Here is a 21476-nt window from a genome sequence, read left to right as displayed (position 1 = left end):
TTCCTGGACTTTAATTATTTATTTTTTATAGCATAAATTTTATTTTTCAAATAATGATCAAAAGCAACAGAGGCTTCTATAAATATAACTTCAATAGATGGTAAATCTAATTCATTCATCATTTCAAGAGAAACATTGAAATGATTTGATAAGTTCTTATTTTCAATTGGTAAAACAAAATAATTTTCAACTTTTGTTATATTATGCTTCTCAATAAATTTTTTATATGCTAAATGATATAAATATTGTTTAGTAATACTTTCTATACCTGGTTGATTAATTATTTTGTTATTTTTGATCAATAATTTGTAATATTTGGCATCATATATGTACATGATATTATCTTGAAAAGTTATTGTATCTGGTTTTAAAGTATCAGCTAAAAATGATGAAGTATTATTTAATTTCCAAATAGGTTTTTCAATTAAATCTATAAGTTTTTTTTCGTCATCTTTTGTGTAATTATTATTTTCAATATTTAGTTTGTATAAAGGAGAGTAAAGTTGATTATCAAATATTACAGCAATAACCTCTTCCCATACTAAATTAAAATTAGCCGTTCCATATGTACTAAAATAACTGATGTTATCAAAATTGCCTTTTTTTGAAATATATGCATACATCGCTTTTAATAAATATATTTTTCGCGTATTAAATTGTTTATCAAGTTCATTTTCAATACGATATAAAATATAATCTATGTCACCAAAGTCATCTAAATTGTAATTAGATAGTTCAATTTCTTCTATATTGAAAAGATATAGAAGATCTGCATTTTTTAATTCTTTAGAGCACATAGAAATTATCCAAGCATGTAATTGCCTAAAATAGTCAAGATTATTAGATATTCTTTTATTTGTATAATAATTTAAATAGTAAGGCTTATTTCCTTTTATGATTGAGAAACCATCATTTATTGTCCTATCCCAATTTATTTCACCATTACCATTTTCTTCAGTAATATTAATATCATTAGAATAAAGATCATTATCATAATAGTCATTTATAAAAAATAATAGAAGTGCCAAATAATTAAAGGAATAATTATTATCTTCGCTATTATTGAATATCTTGATAATTTGTTCTTTTGAATTGTATTTTTCTAAAACTGATAAAATTTGTTTTAACTCTTTAATTGGTTCATCAGTACTATCGATATATTTTGGATATATTTTTAAAACCATATTCTCTACTATTGTTATACCAACATATTTAAATATATAATAATAGTCATCGTTAAATTTTTGAGAAACAGATATTTCAATGTCTTCTTCTACAAGATCTGTTATATCTTTTTGCTTATTATTTTTCTTTACAGTACGAATTATAGAATATTCTTTTAAAATGTTAATATAATGAACAATTTTTTCTTCTGAACATTTAAATAAATTTTTCAAATCATCCTGAGAATACCTTTTTTGTTCTTTGATAAAAACAGATAACATTATAAATCATCTCCAGATGATTTAGCTTTAGCCTCAAATTCTTTTACTTTATTTGTGAAATCTTCACCAAAGATTTTTAATCCTTTTTCATCGTATTCTTTACATATTTCTGAATAAATACGAGGATTTTCAATTCCGCTAAAAATAAAATCTTTTTTTTGTTTTGCAGCATCTTCAAATAAATACATGATTATTTTATCTTTAAATAAGTCATTAAATTTTTCTTGTAATTTAGATTTATTATCAGAATATCTATCCATTAGATCATTAACATTTAAAAAGAAAGGACCTAATTGTTTATCTTCGTTAACTTTTATTTCTGTCAACTCGCAATTAATAGCTTTTCTAATACTATTCCAATGTATAGGTTCAGGATCATTGTTTATTATAATATCAAGAGTTGTTTGTTTATTTAATTCTTCTTCTTTTTTATTGATACCGCAATATTCAAAATTCCATCTACGTTTAAAAGCGGTATCCATAGGGAATACACCTTGATCTGCGCTATTCATAGTTGCCCAAATAAACATGTTATCTGGGATTCGTAATTCAGCACATTGATCCGCAGGAATTTTTAATTCTTCAGAAATGTATTTTTTCATATCTTCAGAAGTATGTATAGGATATTCACTAACTCCATTATTTCTATCCAATAATTGGAATATATCACCGAATACAGCAGCAGGATTTGCTCTATTAATTTCTTCAATGATTAATAAAAATGGTTCAGGTGTATCACTCATATTGCTTTCTAAAGCTTTTACTAAAATTCTTAAAAAAGGGCCAGGAACATATTTATAAGAAATTTCATCGTTATCATTGTTCACAGGTTTATAAGTTCCAACAAAATTTGCATAGGAATAATCAGGATGAAAAGTAACTCGCTCATAGTTTTCATTTTTTTTGATTAAATCCTCTTTATCTTTATTAAGTGTATAGCTTTTACCAGTACCTGGTGCTCCAAAAATAATACGATTATAGTCATATTTCAAATCGGTATTTAAGGAAAAATTTCTATATTTAATTGCTGAAAATAATTTAGTTAACCAATTGATAAATGGTGTTCTATTATCTTTTTTCTTTTCTGGATTATAGAACCAGTTATTTGATATAGCGTATGTTTTTTTTAGATAATTTCTAGTGTTTTTATAATATCTTGAGTTTCCAGAATCTTTTAATTGATTTTCAATATTTTGATTAGTATCGATTTCTTTAAGTATTGAATATTTACCGAAGTTACTAAATTGTTTATTGCAAAAATCAGAGTTTGTTAGTAATAATATAACATGTTTATCTATTAGATTATGTGCTTCTAAAAAATCAAAACATTTATTTGCAAATGTGTTATTATCATATTTTAATAAATATGATAAATCAATATTTCTACTAATATCATTTATTCTTTTTAATGAGCTATAAATTTCTATAAAATTTTGATATTCTATCTGTTGGATAATATCATTTTCTATTTTGCACGCAATATATTTGGAAATATCTAATGGATTAGAATAGTCACATAATTTTTTTAAAATTATTTCATTACCTATATTTATAATTTTTAAAATCATTTGAGTTATATATATATCTTTTTTTTTACAAATAAAAAGTATATCGTTTTCTTCAAATTTCTTAGTAAAATTTAAATTTTTATTATTAATAAATTTATATGTAAATGATTCACCTGAATTAATAATCTCAAATTCTGAAAATAAATTGTTTGTATAAAAAATATAATAATTATTCATGTATATTAACCTCCGTATCTATAATATGTTTTTCAAAAACAAATGGATGTAAAATAATTAATTTATTATTAAAAATTGTTATGCCACCAATTTCTTTATCATTAAATTCATCTACAACATTGATATTGTTAATCATTATTTCATAAAAATCCGTTTTTGTTGGTGAGTCTGTTCTCTTTTTTTCAGAAGCAACATGTTCAATTTTTATTAAATGATTATAAGCATCTGTTTGATTATGATAGTCATTTATTAGTTCTGGGCTAAAAATTTCTAGTCTGTTTTTTACTTTTTGGAAAAAAAGGATATTTTCTTCTTTACGGTGAGAAATATATAATTTGTTTTCACCATTGTTAATAATTTTTTCGAGTAAAATAGAATCCCCTGGGTTTAATTTATTTTCTCTATAATAATTTCCTAACCCTAAAATGCGTAATTCTTTTCTTTTAGCAGTAGCACGTAACCTTAGATTTATTTCATTATTATTATTTTTGCAAATAAATTTGTAATTTATTTTTTCATTTTCAAAGATATCATTAATCTCGGCTTTTTTTGGAATTAAGATATAGGTTTCATGTGTTGTTCCTTTGCCTAATTCAGTATTATTTAGAGTTTTAATAAATTGAATAATTTTCATATATATTTTCCTTTATAAATATTTTTTTATAACTGAGGAAATTCCTCGTGACATAAGAGGTGGGACAGCGTTCCCAATTTGCATATATGTTTTTAAGTATGCTCCTAAGAAAAAATAATCATCAGGAAATGATTGAATTCTAGCCGCTTCACGAGGAGTTATGCTACGAATTTGATATGGATGTATATGAGAATGACAATCCATTCTTAAGTGAGCAGTAATAGTTCTACAAGGTTTATCAGGGATCAATTTAAAATACTTGTCTTTAAAAATATGATTTCGATGAGAATAAGGCATAATATCACTGATTTTTTCATTTGTTGCGTCATCTCCTGGATCTAGACGTCTATATATTTCGTAATTTAAATCGGAAACATATCTGGCTTTATGATTGAAAGTAAATGGAATGCTTCGATTCATATTAATTAAAGATAAATAGTCATTGTTATTTCCAAACTCATTAATATCAATTTTTTTTCCTGATATATCTGAATCTATTTCATTTTTATTTTTTTCTCTTTGGGCTTCAAGTGGTTTTATAAACTCAAGAGCATCAGATAAATTAAAGCCATCTATTTTTTTACAATTTAATTCAATTTCTTCAAATAATGATTTTGGAGAAATATTTTTCTTATCAACAACGTCGTTTCGTATAGCTATATAAATAAGTCTTTCCCTGCTTTGAGCCACTCCAAAATCTTTTGAGTTTAATAATTTATACGATACAGTGTAATGATAATCAATATTATTTTTTGAAGATTTTACTTTTTTAAAATCTTCTATCACTTGGTCGGCTACTTTTAACATTCCTCTTACGTTTTCCATTACAACAAATTTTGGAGCGATTTTTTCAACAGCTTTTAAAAAATATTTGTATAACTGATTTCTCGGGTCATCAATTATTCTTTGTTGATTTGCAGAGCTGAAGCCTTGACAAGGAGGACCACCAATAATAACATCTATATCTTTAGAAACAAATTGATCAATATTATCAACAATTTTTTTTAAATCACCAAGTATTATTTTTTTTGATGGTGTATCCGGATGATTATATTTATAAGTATTTATACATACTTCTTCTATATCATTTGCTAATTCAATTTTAAAATTATTTTGAATGAATCCTAGACTTAATCCACCTGCACCACAGAATAAATCGATAAGAGTTGGTTCGTTTGCCAGCTCTTTTTTTTGTTGTAATTTTAGTCTTTCGGTATTTGATAATTTATATAAAATATTTTTTAAATCATTTTTATTTTCTTTGTAAAAACATACGGACTCAATAAATTCTTGAAATGTTTTATTTCCTAAAAAATCTTTTAGATCAGTAATATCTTTTTTTTGTTCAATAACACCAATATTTATTAATTCATCAGTGCAATCGAATATTTTAATACTGTCATTTAGGTTATACTTTTTTCTATATTTATTAACAAAATCAATATATATATTAATTAGTTCTTTAAAAAATTGTTTATCTTTTTTTTCATTTATATTTGTAATAGGTGTGAAAATCATAAACTACCTCGTTTAACTAGTAAATTTAAATTTTGTTTTATAGACAATGCGATTGCCTTTGATAGGAGAGGTGGTACAGCATTTCCAATTTGTTTGTATTGTTCTGTTCTTGGCCCACAAAAAACAAAGTTATCTGGAAAGGATTGTAGTCTTGCTGCTTCTCTAACTGTTAATGTCCTTCCTTGTGTATAGTCTGGATGTATAAATTGATTTCCATCTTTATATAAGTGAGCTATAATAGTTTTTGCAGGTTGATCCCACCATTGAACAACATAACTATTGTTAAAAACACGTGCTTTTTTATGTTTTAAATCTGGTCTATGTTCTAATAGTTCTTTAAATGTCCATTTATTTTTTGCCATTTCTGTATATCTTTTAATGTCTAGATCATTATGTCTTCTTGCAACATGATCCATTAAAATATTTGATGTATTATAACTAATTTGTGCAAGAAATTCATTATTAGTATTTGAAGTAAAATTTATAATACTTTTTCCCTCACCAGGTCTTAATTTTGGAAGTTCATAAATAGCATCTCTAACAGTTACGTATTTTTTTAATTCTTCCTTTTCAATATTATTTGCATCAGGTGCATAATGTGTTGATATAATATCTTTATATAGCTGTTCAGGAGAAATGCATAGATCTTTTCTAGTTCCAAGTATTATAACTCTTTTTCTGATTTGAGGGACTCCGTAATTTACGGCATTTAACACCATATCATTGGGATTTGAAAGAATATTATAATTTTTTGATAATTCTTTCATTACAAGATCTATAATTTTTTTATCTTTGATTTTTGCGGTTAAAATTCCTAGAACATTTTCGAAGACAAAAACTTTTGGCTTATAATAATTCAAAATTTTAACATAATTTTCGAATAAAAAATTTCTTGGATCATCTTGCATGCTATTTTTATCTTTTGCTCTTCCTAGAGTAGAATAAGCTTGACAAGGAGGGCCCCCTATAATAACATCAATCTCTTCATTGTTAGATATTTTATCTATTAGAGTAATTATATTTTTATTAGTTATATCTTCGTTTATTACGGCATCTTCAGCATTTTTATAATTGTAGAATTTCATCCTTTCAATTAGTGTTTTGCAACAAATTGAATTGATTTCAATATGAGCAACGGCTTTAAAATTTTCTTGATAAAATCCCTCACTCAATCCACCACATCCAGCAAATAAATCAATAAAAGTAAATCTTTTCATACTATCTTCCTTTAAATAAAATTAAAACATAATAATGAGTATTATATCATAAATTTATGAGAGTGGAATTATTTTTTTTAAAATTATAAAATATATGATAGGTAATAAAGTATGAATTATTTTTTATTATATATTTTATATCATATAATAAATATTTATATGTTTTTTGGGAATAAAAATGGAGGTAATTGATTTTCTAACTATTAACTAAGTAAAAGTCAAATAAATCTTTTACATACCCTTTAATACCACCATCATACGTCATAGGTTCATAGACTTCTAGTCTTGCAACATTTAATAACATTATTTTTCTTGGAAATTCCTTATCAGATATGGAAGCATCATTATTAAAATACTTTTTAATTTCTTCTCGTCTTTCATAGAACTGTGTAATAATTTCTCTTACAAGCTGAATCCTAAAGCCATCACTTCCTGATCTATCTACTATGTTTAGTATGTAATCAGTATTAAATTCTTGAATTACTTTTAATGTTTTATCGTAAGCATAGACTTTCTTATTATCTACAATTTGTGTTTGCATTGATAACATGCAATACCACCATATCGTTCTTAACCAAATTCTATTAGGTATAGAATAAAAATATTTTTCTTTTTGTCCATGTCTTTCTAAGACTAAATCAGGAATAATATAAAGTGAAATGTATCTCCATATATTAATATTTGAAGCGTCATGTAACTGAAATTTGAAAGATCTTAAAATTTTAAATAATTCAATTCCAAAATAACAGTCAGTATAATATTTCTTTTTTGAATAATTCAGTTTTCCATTGTTGATGCCATCATTTATTTGAGAAATAATTTCTTCATAAGCATCAGTAAGTTGATATCTTAACTTTTTTTCTGATTGAGATGTAAGTGTTGATAATATATAAGAATCTCTAAAATCATTTTCTAATAAGGATTCATATCTTTCTCTAGCATCAACTTGATTTAACTCCAACCATTCCATATTACAATTCCTTATAAACATTTTCTTTAACGCTTTGCATCATAGAAATAATAGTATCTACTTTAATATTAAAAGTTCTTATAAAGTAATGCATGGCGGCACAAATGCTTCCTTCCTCAAAATCTTCGTTATCTTTCACTTTTTCTAAATAGCCATCCTTATCTAAATTTAATAATATCATTAGAATTGCTGATGAAAATATTTCTTTAAATAGTGGCGTTGAACTTTCAAGGTTCTCTTCATCTAAGTATTTGTAATCGGGATGATCAGTATTTAATAATAGGCATACATTTTCTGCGCTAAATTTGTCTATTTCTGGGTTGATAGAAGAATATTCAAGCATCCACAATGGTTTGGTTACTCCGTTGGACACTGTGGCAATTGGGAATTCAGATCCTTTTCCTTCTAGCATAATTTTTGCCTCATTAAACATGCCAACAATCATCCCTTTTTTATTAGCTAAATGCATTTCATTAGGTAATATATTTTCACAATCCCCAACAGTAAAAATTACTCTTATTTTTACATATTCTTTCAATCTGTCTGGCTTAATATCCATTGAAATTGTTTTATTAACAAAAGTGTCTTTAATTGAAAATGCTCCTATTTTTCTTGTATCTCTTTTTTGAGAAGGTTTAGACATCCATTGAAGTGCTATATTAATAGATGCATTATGAGGAACTATTCCATTTTTTCCAAATAGTACATGAGGATTATCGATAGTTAAATTTGTTTTGAATTTTAAGTTATAGTCTTTAACATTCCATATGTTTTTTTGATCAAGAATTATGTATTCATTATTTTCAAAATCGTAATCTAGATCATATTCAATATTATCGGATATATATGAAAAAGAATAAGGTTCAATTGATATACTTGATTCTTCAAATAAATCATTATTAAGTTTTGGGAATAATTCGAAACTGCTCACATTTATTCACCACCTTTAGTTAGTTTTATAGAATATACAAAGCCTTTATCCTGAGTTTCTAATGTAATTTTACCTTCTATTAGAATCTTGTTGTTTTCATGATTTTTAAATACTATTGATGAATTATTAATTTCATCGCCTTTTAGAGTTATTTCTAATTCATCATATAAATAATTATCTTTTATATCTACTGGAATTCTTAATTCATTTGATCCTTTGTTTATAGAAATGGTAGATATTTGAATTTGTTTTATATTTATTGGGAAAGCCTTTTTTTGTATTGTATTATCTTTGTTCATTAAGTTATTCCATGTATTTAAATTACCGATACCAAGAATACTTATATCAATTGATGCATTATGATTTAAAAGATTCAACTCAAAGTCAATACTAGATAAAGTATTATTTATATTAATAACATTTCCTGTTTTTAAAGTGCTCCCGTTTCTAGATCGTGTTATTGTAGATCTCTCTTTTGGTTTAGGTTTAATGCCTGTTTGTGGAGTACTACCATAACCGATGGTTGGTAAAAATAGCTTACCTAATTTTTGAGAAATACCTATAATTCTTCTAGGTTTATTTAATTCATTTTCTTTAAGTGAGTCTTGAATTATTTTTTTAGTATTTTTGCATATTGTTGCAACTACTTTACCATAATTTTTTTCTTCAATATAAACGTCATCCCAAGCATTATGATCGGCCATTTCGCTTTTTCTGATATACAGTTCTAACTTGAAATAGTCTTTAAAAATAGCATTACTATTTAATACAAAAATTCCTATTAATATTTCGTCTTCGGGTGTATTTGGAATTTTATCGGCCCATTTATTTGAAATTTGATAATCAACAATCATACCGGGTTTTCTACAAAATCCAATTATGGGTCTATTACCATTTGAAGTGTTATTTTCTATTCCAATATAGGTATAGGGACTTAGTTCAAAAGATTTTATTGGAATCTTACAAAAAGCGATACTACCTGAGTTTTGACCTTTTAATTTTGAATATTTTACTGTTTTGACATCATAATCTAATATGTGGTTAATATCAGGATTGTATGAAATATTATAATTATTAAGCAAAGCAAGATTGTATAATTCTGAAATAACTTTGAAAAAATAATTTTCATCGTCATTAAATTTTATTTTTTGATTATTGATATATACTTTCAAAAAAGGTTTATCAAACATCTCTTTATAATTTTTGTTATTAATTCTAGGGGCGTACCATTGTAAAATAGAATTTTCCAGTGTCTCTTCAAAATTATCTTTCCAAAAACAATTATTGTTCCAATATTCTTTTTTATAATTAATATCATTTAATAGTTCTTTTTTATTTATAAATGGAATAATAATTTTTGTACCGGTTTCTCTTCCTGCATAACATCTCAAATCAAATATTTTTAAAAAGTTTGAAATATAATCATGATTTTCTATTGGGTATGGAGATCCGTTTTGTTCATCTCCGAACCATGCTATTCCTCTATCGTTTCTTTTAATATTGTGTAAAAGACTATTATATTTTGTTTCATCTTCAATATATGTACAAGCTAATCTCTCTATGTATTCGCCATTTTCTTTAAATCTTGTATAAAAAACGACTAATCCAATTCCAACTCTAAAATATACTGTTTTGCCATATCCCCATGATCCACCAGCATCTTCTTTGGTTTGTGGTTTTGCAATCTCATACACTAGTTTTCTAAAATTTCCATACTTTTCTTTTGCATCAGAATATTTTATTTTACCGTTTAATCCAACAGTATTTTTATCTTCAATAGATATAAAAGAACATTCAGTTTCTTTTATTTTATTTTTCAAATCAACTGATATACCTTCTAATTCATTGGTTAAATTTGTTTTGGTAAATTTACCAATTGTGTAATTTACATCTACACTTCTATATATTCCGATGTTATCTATACCAGCATCAAGAGAATTTTGTAAAGATTCTCTGATCATTAAATCAATAGTTGACATAGAATTATTTTGGATTGATGAAAGGACAGATGAACCTGACATAGACATTGGTGTTTGTTCAGGAATATTAATTTTCATCATAATATTCTTCTCCTTTGTTATCTAATTTAATTGTTAATTTTGAAACATAATCCTTATATTTTTTATCTCCAGGTATTGCCAAGTATAGACCTACCAAGTCTTGAGAAGTATTCAAAGCTAATCTTTTTTGATTCTTTACGTTTAATGGTTTTGAATTTTTATCTATTATGTAAATAACAAGCATTGGATTAATATCAAAACCAATGGACTTTTTAAATTCAAAAAATGATTCACTGTGTCTTTCATCAGGATTTTTAATCTTAGCTTGAATAACTTTTTCTTTGTTTTTTAGTTCGTTAAAAGCAATATCTTCAAAATTATCACGATAAGTTCTTAAAATTCCAATGTTTATATAATCTTTTATGTTGCTTTTCTTTGAACGGTTTACTTTGTTTATTGATACTTTGTTAGATAATTTCCAAGAATTACCGCTTTCAACCCCAACCAAAACGACATTCCATTTTGATAGTTCAGTTGTATCTTTTTTATTTAGCCATTCTAATAATAATTCAATATTATTGAAAACCCTATTGTTATGACAAAATTTAAATTTTGTTAAAAAATGATACACCATTTTATAATCTACATTTTTCCATACAAATGAGCTATTTGACCTTGATTTTATAGGTGCACAAGGAATATCATTTAGAAAAGCTTTTGTTAAGTCAATATTATTATTCATAATATCTTCATTTGTATCAAATGATATTGTTTGCGCCTGAACTCCTGAAAAATTATAGTCTGCTTCGATTACACTTTGTTGTTTATTTCTTGCAGTTATTCTAAGCCAACTAACAGAAGGCGTATTATTTATTAAAGGACCTGCTTGTCTAGGAGAAATTCCTTGTATCATATATTGTTCAAGATTCATTCTTAAGTCATAATCAAGTTTAGATAAAAAGGTAAATTGTTCATACGTAATTTCGTCCATCCAAATTCGAGGATATAATTCATAGCCAAATCTATAACCAAACCATCTCCCCATTTGCATTAAACTATCAGCTTGTCTTCCTTTTCTAAAAAAGTATGTACTAACCAGGCCTTCTAATGTAAGTCCTCTAGAAAGAGTATTTCCCCCTATAATAATAAAAGCAGGTGCTTCCATTGCATCTAATTGTTTTTTTTCTGGATAAATTATGCGTTTGTATTCATTATCTTCGTTAATTTTATTATTTTTATAATTATCAATACATAGATGTATACCGTTGCTATATTCGAACGAATTATCATCATTTAAGAGAATATAGTTAATTCTTTGTTCAATTAGTTTTTTTAAATAAGGTTTTATCTCATTAAAGTTAGGATATTCTTCCACGTTATCAATCATTTCATAATCTGGAAATTCCTGTTTTAAAGTATCATAAGAAAACAAATTAGTTTCTTTATCCCAAACTTTTTTACAATCATTTATAATGGCGTCTATTTTTGTGGTACTTATCCAATTGTTTATAGCATTAGATATACGAGAATGTTCATCAGTTTTATATGAAATGTTTACTAGCATACTAAAAGGTTTTTTTATTTTTTTGAATCTAAATGCACTGACAGAACATAAGAACCAACAAATTGCGGATTTTAAATTATTTGGTATGTCTAAACTTGTTTCTTCAAGTATTTTATTTATTTTTGATTCATCATCACTATCTATATTTCTGATAATTGAAAGACCATCGCTTAACCCATCTTCATCAACTCCAAAAATTTCTTGAGGGCCAAAATAACTTTTTGGAGGAGTAAGTGTTGTTATAAAATTATTTGGATATAATCCATCTTCGCTACTATCATTTAGGAAATTTGCATAAGGAGTAGCAGAATAACAAATATAATTCATTGCTCCACACAATTGTTTACCTTTTGGACCATTTACGATATCATTAACCAATTTATTAATTGTAGTTTGTTCTCCTGAATCTAATTTTTTGGTATTGATACTTGCTTGATCAGCTTCATCATCTATTATTAGAACTCTCATATTCTTTGCATTTGATGTATCTCTTTTAATCCAGTTAAGTAAGTTATTTAATCTATCCTTTTGTTTTAAAGTAACGCATAAATATTTTGTATGCGAATGATTACTTAAATCCAAATCGCTTAGTTCTTGACCAGGATCTGCTTTTTTATTGGTTATTGATGAAAGGGAAACCCAATTAAACATACCTTTACCAGAAAAATCATTTATTAATCTTTTTTCTGTTTGCATTCTTAAATTTTCAAGCATTCCTCCTAATATAATAAAGAAATTCCATCCATTATCAGCGCATTGACTTATTAATGCACCCATATTAGCTGTTTTTCCTGATTGAATAGCACCTACTACCATCCCTTTTATAGCCCCTATATCTTCAGAGTATTCAGTGGATAATCTTTTTCTTATTATTTCAGTATCATTTTCAATTATTTTTATAGATACTTTTGAAAAATGTTTTTCGTTAAGCAGTTTATTTTTATATAATACCCAAGCACTTCTTTTGCTTGTAGATGTTCTACTTTCATTATCTAGTAATTTATCAGTGATGATTGAAGAGCCTCTTGAATCTCTGCATTCTTTAGATTCTTTATAGATAAGTTCAATTCTATCGCAAGCAAAAATATAGTCGTCATATGTTGTATTGTCTTCTAGTAAACCATCATCTATCATTTCTTCGATTTTTTCTTTTATTTCATCTAAATTCTTATAATTGAAATTTCTAATAAATTGCCAATCAATTTCTTTTCCTTTAGATAAAAATTTTGTTGAGATCCTTTTTTCAATAAATTCTTCACAGCTTATTATAATATTATCATTCATATTCTTTACCTCTTTAGTTATTAAACATCTCAATTAGTCACTTATAATTTATTAAATATTAAAATTTTATATCATTTTATATAAGATTGAATTGTGAAATTTAAAAATGTTTTATAGATATAATTATACATCCTGATAGGAATGTATTCTATATAAATGGACTAAGCGAATGGATTTTAAAGCTAAAAACAATAAAAAGGTATATGTAGGAATTGTATTCAGTAGTATATAATTTTAAATCTAGAAGGAACTTAGTATTAATTTCAAAATATTACAACAATTTCATTATTTTTATTATTTATGTGAACATTGATATCCAACCAATTAGTTGACCTATTAATTTTATCAGTCATTTTATTAAACATATCATTATTTTTAAATGCTAATGTTATTTGTTTATGGTTAAATTCACATTCTATATTATTTAAAACATCTAAAGGAGATATATCTAAATTAGAACATGTTTTTATAGGTTCTAAAGTATCAGCTAAAGCTAGAATAAATAATATAGGATTCCTATTAAATTGAACCGGTTGAGCGTAAGGTGGGGTCAATTGTTTTAAACCATATTTTTCATATTGTTCTATAGTATAGTCATCAGTTGCAAACCACATATTATGTGAAATAATACAATCAGCTAAATATGCAAATATAGGAAATTGAGAGGTACTGAAATGTAAATCATTAATATAGAAATCATTAAAATCAGCAGATTTGTTTCTTGAGAAAGATAAATAATAATTTTTAACTAGGCTATCATATAACCATAATCCTCCTACTATTCCATGATCATAATGATTAATCTTTGGATTCATTTTGCAATATTCTAAATAATTAAAAATAGTTCCGCTTGTATACATACTTTTCTTAATTGTAGTTCCATTATTAAAAGAAATTCCATTATAGTAAGGTATTTCATATTTTGTTCTAACTGTTGGTGTATGATATCTTACATAGCGAGAAGGAACTGGAAAAGTAATTCCTAAATCATAATATGCTGTAAAAGGCATACGTTTATAAAATGAATGATTATAATAAATTTTATTTTCTTTCATAATCTTTTCAAAATCTTTAGATTTTTTTCTATAATCAAATTTGTATGTCCAGTCTTTTTCTTGAATATATCCCATATCATGAAATAAAGAGACTAAAAACCAAAGATAACTAAATTCAAAAATTTCATTTTGATCATTATCAATTATTTTCAAATCATGAAATGAACTGTTTTTTATAAGAAGGCCAATAAAAAAAACTGACAGTGTATGATTTACTCTTAATGTTTCACATTCTTGTAATATATCGCGAATTAAATAACTTTTTCCAGCATATGCGAAAAAATCATCTATAAATTTTTTAGCATCATTTATATTTTTTGGAAATGCTAAATCGTTTAAATAATAATTCCAATCAATATTGTTATATTTGTAATAATTAGACATTGTTTCATATAAAGTTTTCATGTTCTTTCTCTTTTCTAAATATTTTATAATTCTATTTTATCGTATTACATTAATTTAATCATTATATTTTATGATGCACATTAAAAGCTGTCTTACGACAGCTTAATCAAATGACATATCATTTAAATTAAATAATAATAAGTGATCATTATTTTCTTGTAATATTTTTTCATCAAAACCATTTTTTGAAAATAATGCATAATAGATTTTATTATTTTTCTTTAATGGTTCTAGTTTTGCAAGAGTATCTAAATATTCTGAATAAGAAAATGGACTTTCTTTAAATTTACATTCACCTATTAAATAACATTTTTCTTTTTTAGATAAAGCAAGAATATCAATTTCTATTTCTTTAATTTCAGTATTATTGTTTTTGCTTCTAACAGTTGTTTTTCCAAACCATCGCCCTATTTTTTCATATCTAAAAGGAAGCTTATTTTTTAATTGTAATCTTGTAAGATATTGTTGACATACTTTTTCATAGGTAATAGAAGCATATCTATCTAGATTATCAGCAATAACATACTGGTAAATACCATCTACATCACCATCTTCTAGACTAGAATAGTTAGTAAATATAAAGGTGTACCAAAATCTAAAGAATTGATCTGTTAATTGATAAATTCCACGATTATTATTTGCTATTTCTTTATTACCAGCATCGATAGAGAGTTCTCTTTCTACAATACCAAGTTCTATTAAATTTTTTAAGTAAACGCTGGTTTTTGAAGTGTTGTTAATAAGAATTTGTGTTGATATTTCATTTATCTTTGTATTTCCTAAAGCAATGGCTTCTATAATAGAATTATATAAAGAAGTTTCTCTTAATTCTTGATGTAAAAGAAATTCTACTTCATTAAACAAAATACAACCTTTGTTAAAATATTGTATTTTATATTTTCTTCAATAGTTAAGTCACTATTGAATTGTTTTAAATAATGAGGTATTCCACCTAGTATAGAATAAATAATAATTTGTTGTTCTAAAGAATAATTTGGAAAGAATTTTCTAGCATCAAAGAAATTCATTTCTTTCATTTTATAAATACCAGTAGCACGACCATATAATGGATTTTTATTTGCAAGTAATTATTTTTCAATAAAACTCATAGCACTGCCACATAAAATGATCATTACATTTTCATTTTTTAGAGTAGTATCCCATAAATTTTGTAAAATAGAAGGAATAGATTTATTATTTTTACACATATAAGGAAATTCATCAATAATAATTAATTTTTTTTCTTTATAAGGTAACTCTATGATAGAGCTTAATACTTGCTTCCAATCATGAAAAGTACTTAAATATTGGCTTGCTTTAATATTTTCTTTTAATAACGACTGAGAAAAGTTTCTTAATTGAATATTATCAGGGCATTCTTGACATGAGTAAAAAATATGTTCTTTGTCTTTACAAAATTCATGTAATGTTTCTGTTTTACCAATGCGGTATCTCCCATATAAAAAAATAAGTTCTGCATTTTTTGAATGATAACGACTATTTAAAAAATTTAATTCTTGTTCTCTACCTATAAACATATATCTTCACCTTTTTTATAATTATAAGGTTATATATAATTGAAACAATGGACAAATAGTCCACAAATTTACCTAAGCAAGCATAGATAAAAAAACATTTTTTTAAATAGTGAATAAATTTTAAAACAGATAGATGATATAAGATTATTTTGGTAATAAAGTATGGTAATATAATGTTATCAATAAAAAAAGAAATACTTTTATTTTTATAATATTTTATCGAAAAGAGGGATATGAGTGAGTGTCTTACTTCAAGAAAAAACAAAACCTATATTGTCTGTTGATGAGCAAATAGATAAATTAAAAGAAAATGGTGTAACTTTTAAATATGTTTCAGAAGATAATGCCAAAGAATATTTAAGGAAAAATAACTATTATTTTAAGTTAACATCATATAGAAAGAATTTCTTAAAAAAAGAAGTCGATGGTAAAAAGGTGTACATTGATTTGGATTTTGCATATTTACAAGATTTAGCAATCATTGATATGGAATTGAGGTATTTGTTAGTAGATTTGTCTTTAGATATTGAACACTGGACAAAAATATATTTATTAAATTTAATTCAATTACATAATGAAGATGGTTATGAAATTGTAAATGATTTTTTGGATAGTTTAGATAAAAATCAGTATGATAGATTAGAAAATGAAGTATTAAGAAATCGAAATTCAATTTATTGTGAAGATTTAATAAATAGCTATCCTGATTTAAAAAAATACCCTATATGGGTTTTTATCGAAGTAATTTCTTTTGGTACACTAATATCATTTTATAAATTTTGTGGGGAAAGATACAATGATAAAATGATGTCAAAAGATCATTTTATATTAAAAATGTGTAAAAGTGTTAGAAATGCAGCGGCACATAGTAATTGTATAATAAATGATTTAAATGCAAAAACAACATCATTATCAACAAGTTATTTAGTTACAAAAGAATTGGCAAATATAGAGAAAATTTCGAAGGTTACTAGAATTAAGAAAATGAGTAATGGTAGAATACAACAAGTAATATCTTTGCTTTATATGCATAAAAAACTAATACCAAGCGAAGGTGTTAGAAAGAATGCTGTTATAAATTTGCAAAAATTTAGTGATAGAATAAAAAGAAACGGTCACTATTATGATAATAATGATTTGATTAGGACAACTTTTGAATTTTTGAATATTGTTATTGACAATTGGTATCCAGTTGACTAAAATGAAATTGCATAAAAAAATATATAAATATATTTTGTAAGGACCGTGTAGTAATACATGGTTCTATTTTTTTTACAATAAAAAGCCCTCTAGTTTATCACTAAAGGGCTGTTATTATTTTTTGATCATAATAAATTGATAAGGTTTTAAGGTTGTTGGGTTGTAGTTGTTGTAGTTATCTAACAAAATGTTTCCTTGAGTTTCAGGAATTGGTTGTTCGTTGTTTGTAAAGTTACATAAACAAATAATTTCTTGTCCTTGATAAGTACGTTTATAACCAATAACATCATCTACAGTATTTACTTCTTCAAAATCTCCATAAACAAGAGTATCTTCTTGTTTTCTAATAGAAATCATTTTTTTATAGAAGCTATAGATTGAATTTGGATCATTGAATTGACTTTCAACATTGATTTTATCTTGGCTACCTGTCATTTTTAACCAAGGTTTGTGATTACTGAATCCAGCATATTCACTACTATCCCATTGCATTGGTGTTCTTGTGTTATCTCTACTTCTAAGGTTAAGGAAATGCATGGCTTCTTCTTTAGTAAAGCCTTCTTCTAAGGCTCTTTGATATTGTCCATGACTTCCAATATCATCAAATTCATCAATGCTTTCTCTTTCAAAGTTTTCCATACCAATTTCTTCACCTTGATAGATAAATGGTGTTCCTCTTAAATTAAAGAACATACCAGCAAGCATTGTTTGAGAATAATAATTATGATTTTTCTTATCTAACACAAATTTATCGATTGCTCTAGGTTGATCATGATTTTCCAAGAAACTAGCAATCCATCCAAGTTTTTGTACTTCTCTTTGGCTTGTAAACAATAATTCTTTAAATTGTTTAACAGTCCAATCCTTTCTTTTAAACCATTCTTCATCTTCACTAATATCAAAATTACAATAATTAAAATCAAACATCATTGAAAAACATCCTTGTTCACCAATAAAAATACCTAAATCCTTATATTGAACTCCAACAGCTTCAGCGACTGTCATACAATTATGTTTTTCAAATGTTTCTTTCTTCAATTCATCAAAGAATACTTCAATACCTGGTTGATTTCTAGAATAAGCAAAACAAGCACTTAAACCATCTTGTCCATCTACTGGACCATCTAAATATCTTTGATCTTTTTTAATAAAGTTAATCGCATCAACTCTAAATCCCGCAATTCCTTTATCTAACCACCAATTAATCATTTTATAAAGTTCTTGTCTTAAAGTTGGATTTTCCCAATTTAAATCAGGTTGTTTTTTAGAAAAAGCATGGAAATAATATTCATCTCTACCTTCTACCTTTTGCCATACTGAACCTCCAAAAACAGATCTCCAGTTATTTGGTTCTTTACCATCTTTAGAGGATTTAAAGATATAATAGTCATGATAAGGACTATTTGGATCTTTTAAAGCTTCTTGAAACCAAGCATGTTCATCTGAACTATGATTAATAACAAGATCCATAATAATCTTAATTCCTTTAGCTTTAGCCTTTTCAATCAATTCTTCTAAATCAGCCATTGTTCCAAATTCAGGATTAATATCATAATAATCAGAAATATCATATCCATTATCATCCATAGGTGATTTATAAATAGGACATAACCATAACAAAGTCACTCCTAAATCCTTTAAATAATCAAGCTTTTCAATAATCCCTCTTAAATCACCAATTCCATCTCCATTAGAGTCCTTAAAACTCTTAGGATAAATTTGATAAGCTATCTCTTTCTTCCACCATTCATTACTCATTTTCTTTTCTCTCCTTTAAAATATATAATTTAGAATAATAATCTCCAATACCATCCTTATTCTCACCACAAGAACTATCACTTATAATAAGTCCCACATTCATCAATTCATCTCCATATAAATCTAAACCATTCACATGATACATCTTATCTTCATCTAAACCTAATAAAGGTAAACGACGATAACCTACATTAACTTCTTGTAAAGGTCGATAGTAACCAACAATTGCTCGTGTTTTATCATGAGAGACAACCATCCAAGCTGTTTCGTTTGATGTAAATGGGCTTTTTAAACGATAAAATGTTCCAAATTGAAATAAAGAACGATATTGTTTCATAAAACTAATTTGTTTTTTAATAATTTCTTTTTCTTCAAAGGTTAATTGATTAACATCTAATTCATAACCAAAAGTACCAAAATAAGCTACATTAGCACGTGTTTCAAGTGGTGTATTTCTAAATGTTTGATGATTAGGAATTGCTGAAACATGTGATCCCATTGAAGAAAGTGGGTAAACAAGAGAAGTTCCATATTGAATCTTTAATCTTTCTATTGCATCGGTATCATCACTGGTCCAACATTGAGGGGCATAATAAAGCATTCCTGGATCAAAGCGTGCTCCTCCACTTGCACAGGATTCAAAGAGTATATCAGGGTATTTAGTTGTTAGAACATCGTATAAATGATAAACACCTAGGATATATTCATGCATGATTCTTCCTTGTGATGAAACATCATGAGTGCTTGAATAGACTTCTGACATACAACGATTCATGTCCCATTTAATATAGGAAATATAGGAATCATCAATCACATTCATCATTGCCTGGGCAATGTATTCAACAACTTCATGATTAGAAAAATCTAAAATATATTGATTTCTTCCATGACAACTCTTTCTATGAGGAGTTTTTAATATCCATTCAGGATGATTTCTATATAAGTTAGAATCTTCATTGACCATCTCTGGTTCAAACCATAATCCAAATTTTAAACCTAAATCATGAATTCTCTTTGATAGACCACGAATTCCATGAGGCAGTTTATCTAAATTAGGGAACCAATCTCCTAATCCTTGATGATCATTATTTCTATTACCAAACCAACCATCATCTAACACAAATAACTCAATTCCTAATTCTTTTGCTGTATTAGCCATTGAAACAATCTTATCTTCATTAAAATCAAAATAAGTTCCTTCCCAATTATTTACCAAAATAGGTCTTACTTGATCTCGATACTTTCCTCTAGCAAGTCTTTTTTGATAAAGTTGATGATAGGTTTGTGACATCTTATTCAGTCCTTGATTACTATAAACCATTACAACTTCAGGACTTTGAAAAGAATCTAAATGATTTAATAGATATTCAAAACAATGAGGATGAATTCCCATAGATACACGTGAGACATGATAATTATCGACTTCTACTTGGGCCAAAAAGTTACCACTATAAACCAAACTAAAACCTAAAACTTCACCACTTGTTTCTTTACAATTTTCTCTTTTTAAAGCAATAAAAGGATTAAATTGATGAGAAGAACAGCCTCTTAAAGAATAAATACTTTGAATACCTTCAGTAAGTTTTCTTGTTTTAATAGAACGTTCTCTTGCCCATGATCCTGTAAGTTCAATCATTTCATAATCTTGATCAGGTAAGTCTAAAGACATAGACATCATTTGATTAAGTCTTAATTTTTGTTTTCCTTCATTAATAATAAAAGCATTTCTGGTAATAACAGGTAAATCATGATAAATGGTATAACTTAACTGTAATTTTGTATCAATAACATCATCATATAGGGTAATGATCAATGTTTGTGCTTCATCTTCTTTTTCTACATAAGTTGCAGGTAAATGATCTAATTGAGGTTTACCTTGAATTATTTGATGATTTACATATTCAAAGTTTAAAATATGACTGCCATTTTCTTGGGTGATATCGATTGCTGGATGACGTAAATCACCAGAACCATAAACAGGATATTCTTGTTTAATATGTTCTAATGAAAAAGTGAGATCACCTTCATAGCTACAAGATGACATTGGTCGAGGACTTGTTTCAAAAAGATGATCAAAGTTATCTCGATCATGAATTCTTTTTCCATAATAGAGTTGACCTAATTGATTGTTTTTTAAGATTTTAAAGATATAACTGATTTGATCATTATATAAATGAAAAGTTTTACTTTCTTCATGAAATTGAATCATAAA

Annotated in this window: 16 protein-coding genes; 1 reads left to right on the top strand and 15 read right to left on the bottom strand. The window is 26.0% G+C overall.

Going from position 1 to position 21476, the window contains the following annotated elements:
- Window positions 1–14 precede the first annotated feature (14 nt).
- The 13 genes from OCV55_RS06855 to OCV55_RS06795 form a co-directional block, all read right to left on the bottom strand.
- Window positions 15–1445 (bottom strand): LlaJI family restriction endonuclease, encoded by a 1431-nt coding sequence (locus OCV55_RS06855; protein ID WP_147580189.1) that lies wholly within the window; start codon window positions 1443–1445, stop codon window positions 15–17.
- On the bottom strand, window positions 1445–3190 hold the full coding sequence (locus OCV55_RS06850) for an AAA family ATPase (RefSeq protein WP_117782947.1): 1746 nt from the start codon (window positions 3188–3190) through the stop codon (window positions 1445–1447). Before OCV55_RS06850 ends, OCV55_RS06855 begins: the two co-directional genes overlap by 1 nt.
- Window positions 3183–3824 carry a hypothetical protein gene (locus OCV55_RS06845; RefSeq protein WP_117782946.1) on the bottom strand — a complete coding sequence of 214 codons (642 nt, stop codon included), beginning with the start codon at window positions 3822–3824 and terminating at the stop codon, window positions 3183–3185. The genes OCV55_RS06850 and OCV55_RS06845 overlap by 8 nt, the downstream gene beginning before the upstream one ends.
- 12 nt (window positions 3825–3836) lie before the next feature.
- Window positions 3837–5342, bottom strand: a complete 1506-nt coding sequence (locus OCV55_RS06840) for a DNA cytosine methyltransferase (RefSeq protein ID WP_147580188.1) — start codon at window positions 5340–5342, stop codon at window positions 3837–3839.
- The gene (locus OCV55_RS06835; protein ID WP_117864104.1) at window positions 5339–6559 is read right to left on the bottom strand and encodes a DNA cytosine methyltransferase; all 1221 of its coding nucleotides are present in this window, start codon (window positions 6557–6559) and stop codon (window positions 5339–5341) included. The genes OCV55_RS06840 and OCV55_RS06835 overlap by 4 nt, the downstream gene beginning before the upstream one ends.
- A 196-nt stretch (window positions 6560–6755) precedes the next feature.
- Window positions 6756–7529, bottom strand: coding sequence for a hypothetical protein (locus OCV55_RS06830; protein WP_117864105.1), 774 nt, complete (start codon window positions 7527–7529; stop codon window positions 6756–6758).
- A 1-nt stretch (window position 7530) separates the two neighbouring features.
- Window positions 7531–8460 (bottom strand): hypothetical protein, encoded by a 930-nt coding sequence (locus tag OCV55_RS06825; protein ID WP_147580187.1) that lies wholly within the window; start codon window positions 8458–8460, stop codon window positions 7531–7533.
- A 2-nt stretch (window positions 8461–8462) separates the two neighbouring features.
- Window positions 8463–10520 (bottom strand): hypothetical protein, encoded by a 2058-nt coding sequence (locus tag OCV55_RS06820; RefSeq protein WP_147580186.1) that lies wholly within the window; start codon window positions 10518–10520, stop codon window positions 8463–8465.
- Window positions 10507–13308: a Z1 domain-containing protein gene (locus tag OCV55_RS06815; protein ID WP_147580185.1), complete on the bottom strand. Its 2802-nt coding sequence runs from the start codon at window positions 13306–13308 to the stop codon at window positions 10507–10509. The genes OCV55_RS06820 and OCV55_RS06815 overlap by 14 nt, the downstream gene beginning before the upstream one ends.
- A 263-nt stretch (window positions 13309–13571) precedes the next feature.
- Complete coding sequence (locus OCV55_RS06810) at window positions 13572–14768, bottom strand: hypothetical protein (protein ID WP_147580184.1); 1197 nt, start codon at window positions 14766–14768, stop codon at window positions 13572–13574.
- Between the two features lie 102 nt (window positions 14769–14870).
- Window positions 14871–15632 carry an ATP-binding protein gene (locus tag OCV55_RS06805; RefSeq protein ID WP_267309849.1) on the bottom strand — a complete coding sequence of 254 codons (762 nt, stop codon included), beginning with the start codon at window positions 15630–15632 and terminating at the stop codon, window positions 14871–14873.
- On the bottom strand, window positions 15617–15805 hold the full coding sequence (locus OCV55_RS06800) for a hypothetical protein (protein ID WP_217498435.1): 189 nt from the start codon (window positions 15803–15805) through the stop codon (window positions 15617–15619). Before OCV55_RS06800 ends, OCV55_RS06805 begins: the two co-directional genes overlap by 16 nt.
- 51 nt (window positions 15806–15856) lie before the next feature.
- Window positions 15857–16306, bottom strand: coding sequence for an AAA family ATPase (locus OCV55_RS06795; RefSeq protein WP_217498436.1), 450 nt, complete (start codon window positions 16304–16306; stop codon window positions 15857–15859).
- Window positions 16307–16543: 237 nt separating this feature from the next.
- On the opposite strand from OCV55_RS06795, the gene OCV55_RS06790 reads away from it, so the two are divergent.
- On the top strand, window positions 16544–17506 hold the full coding sequence (locus OCV55_RS06790; RefSeq protein ID WP_147580183.1) for an Abi family protein: 963 nt from the start codon (window positions 16544–16546) through the stop codon (window positions 17504–17506).
- 114 nt (window positions 17507–17620) lie between these two features.
- Here the strand turns inward: OCV55_RS06790 and OCV55_RS06785 are convergent, their stop codons facing one another.
- Together OCV55_RS06785 and OCV55_RS06780 are read right to left on the bottom strand one after the other, a co-directional pair.
- A complete protein-coding gene (locus tag OCV55_RS06785) occupies window positions 17621–19264 on the bottom strand; it encodes a glycoside hydrolase family 13 protein (protein ID WP_147580182.1) in 1644 nt (547 codons plus the stop codon).
- Window positions 19257–21473 (bottom strand): alpha-galactosidase, encoded by a 2217-nt coding sequence (locus OCV55_RS06780; protein ID WP_147580181.1) that lies wholly within the window; start codon window positions 21471–21473, stop codon window positions 19257–19259. The genes OCV55_RS06785 and OCV55_RS06780 overlap by 8 nt, the downstream gene beginning before the upstream one ends.
- Window positions 21474–21476: the final 3 nt, after the last annotated feature.

Source organism: [Clostridium] ammoniilyticum, assembly GCF_025566905.1.
Classification (GTDB): domain Bacteria; phylum Bacillota_I; class Bacilli_A; order Erysipelotrichales; family Coprobacillaceae; genus Faecalibacillus; species Faecalibacillus intestinalis.
The sequence above is the reverse complement of the archived record's forward strand: the minus strand, read 5'-3'. Positions and strand labels throughout refer to the sequence as shown.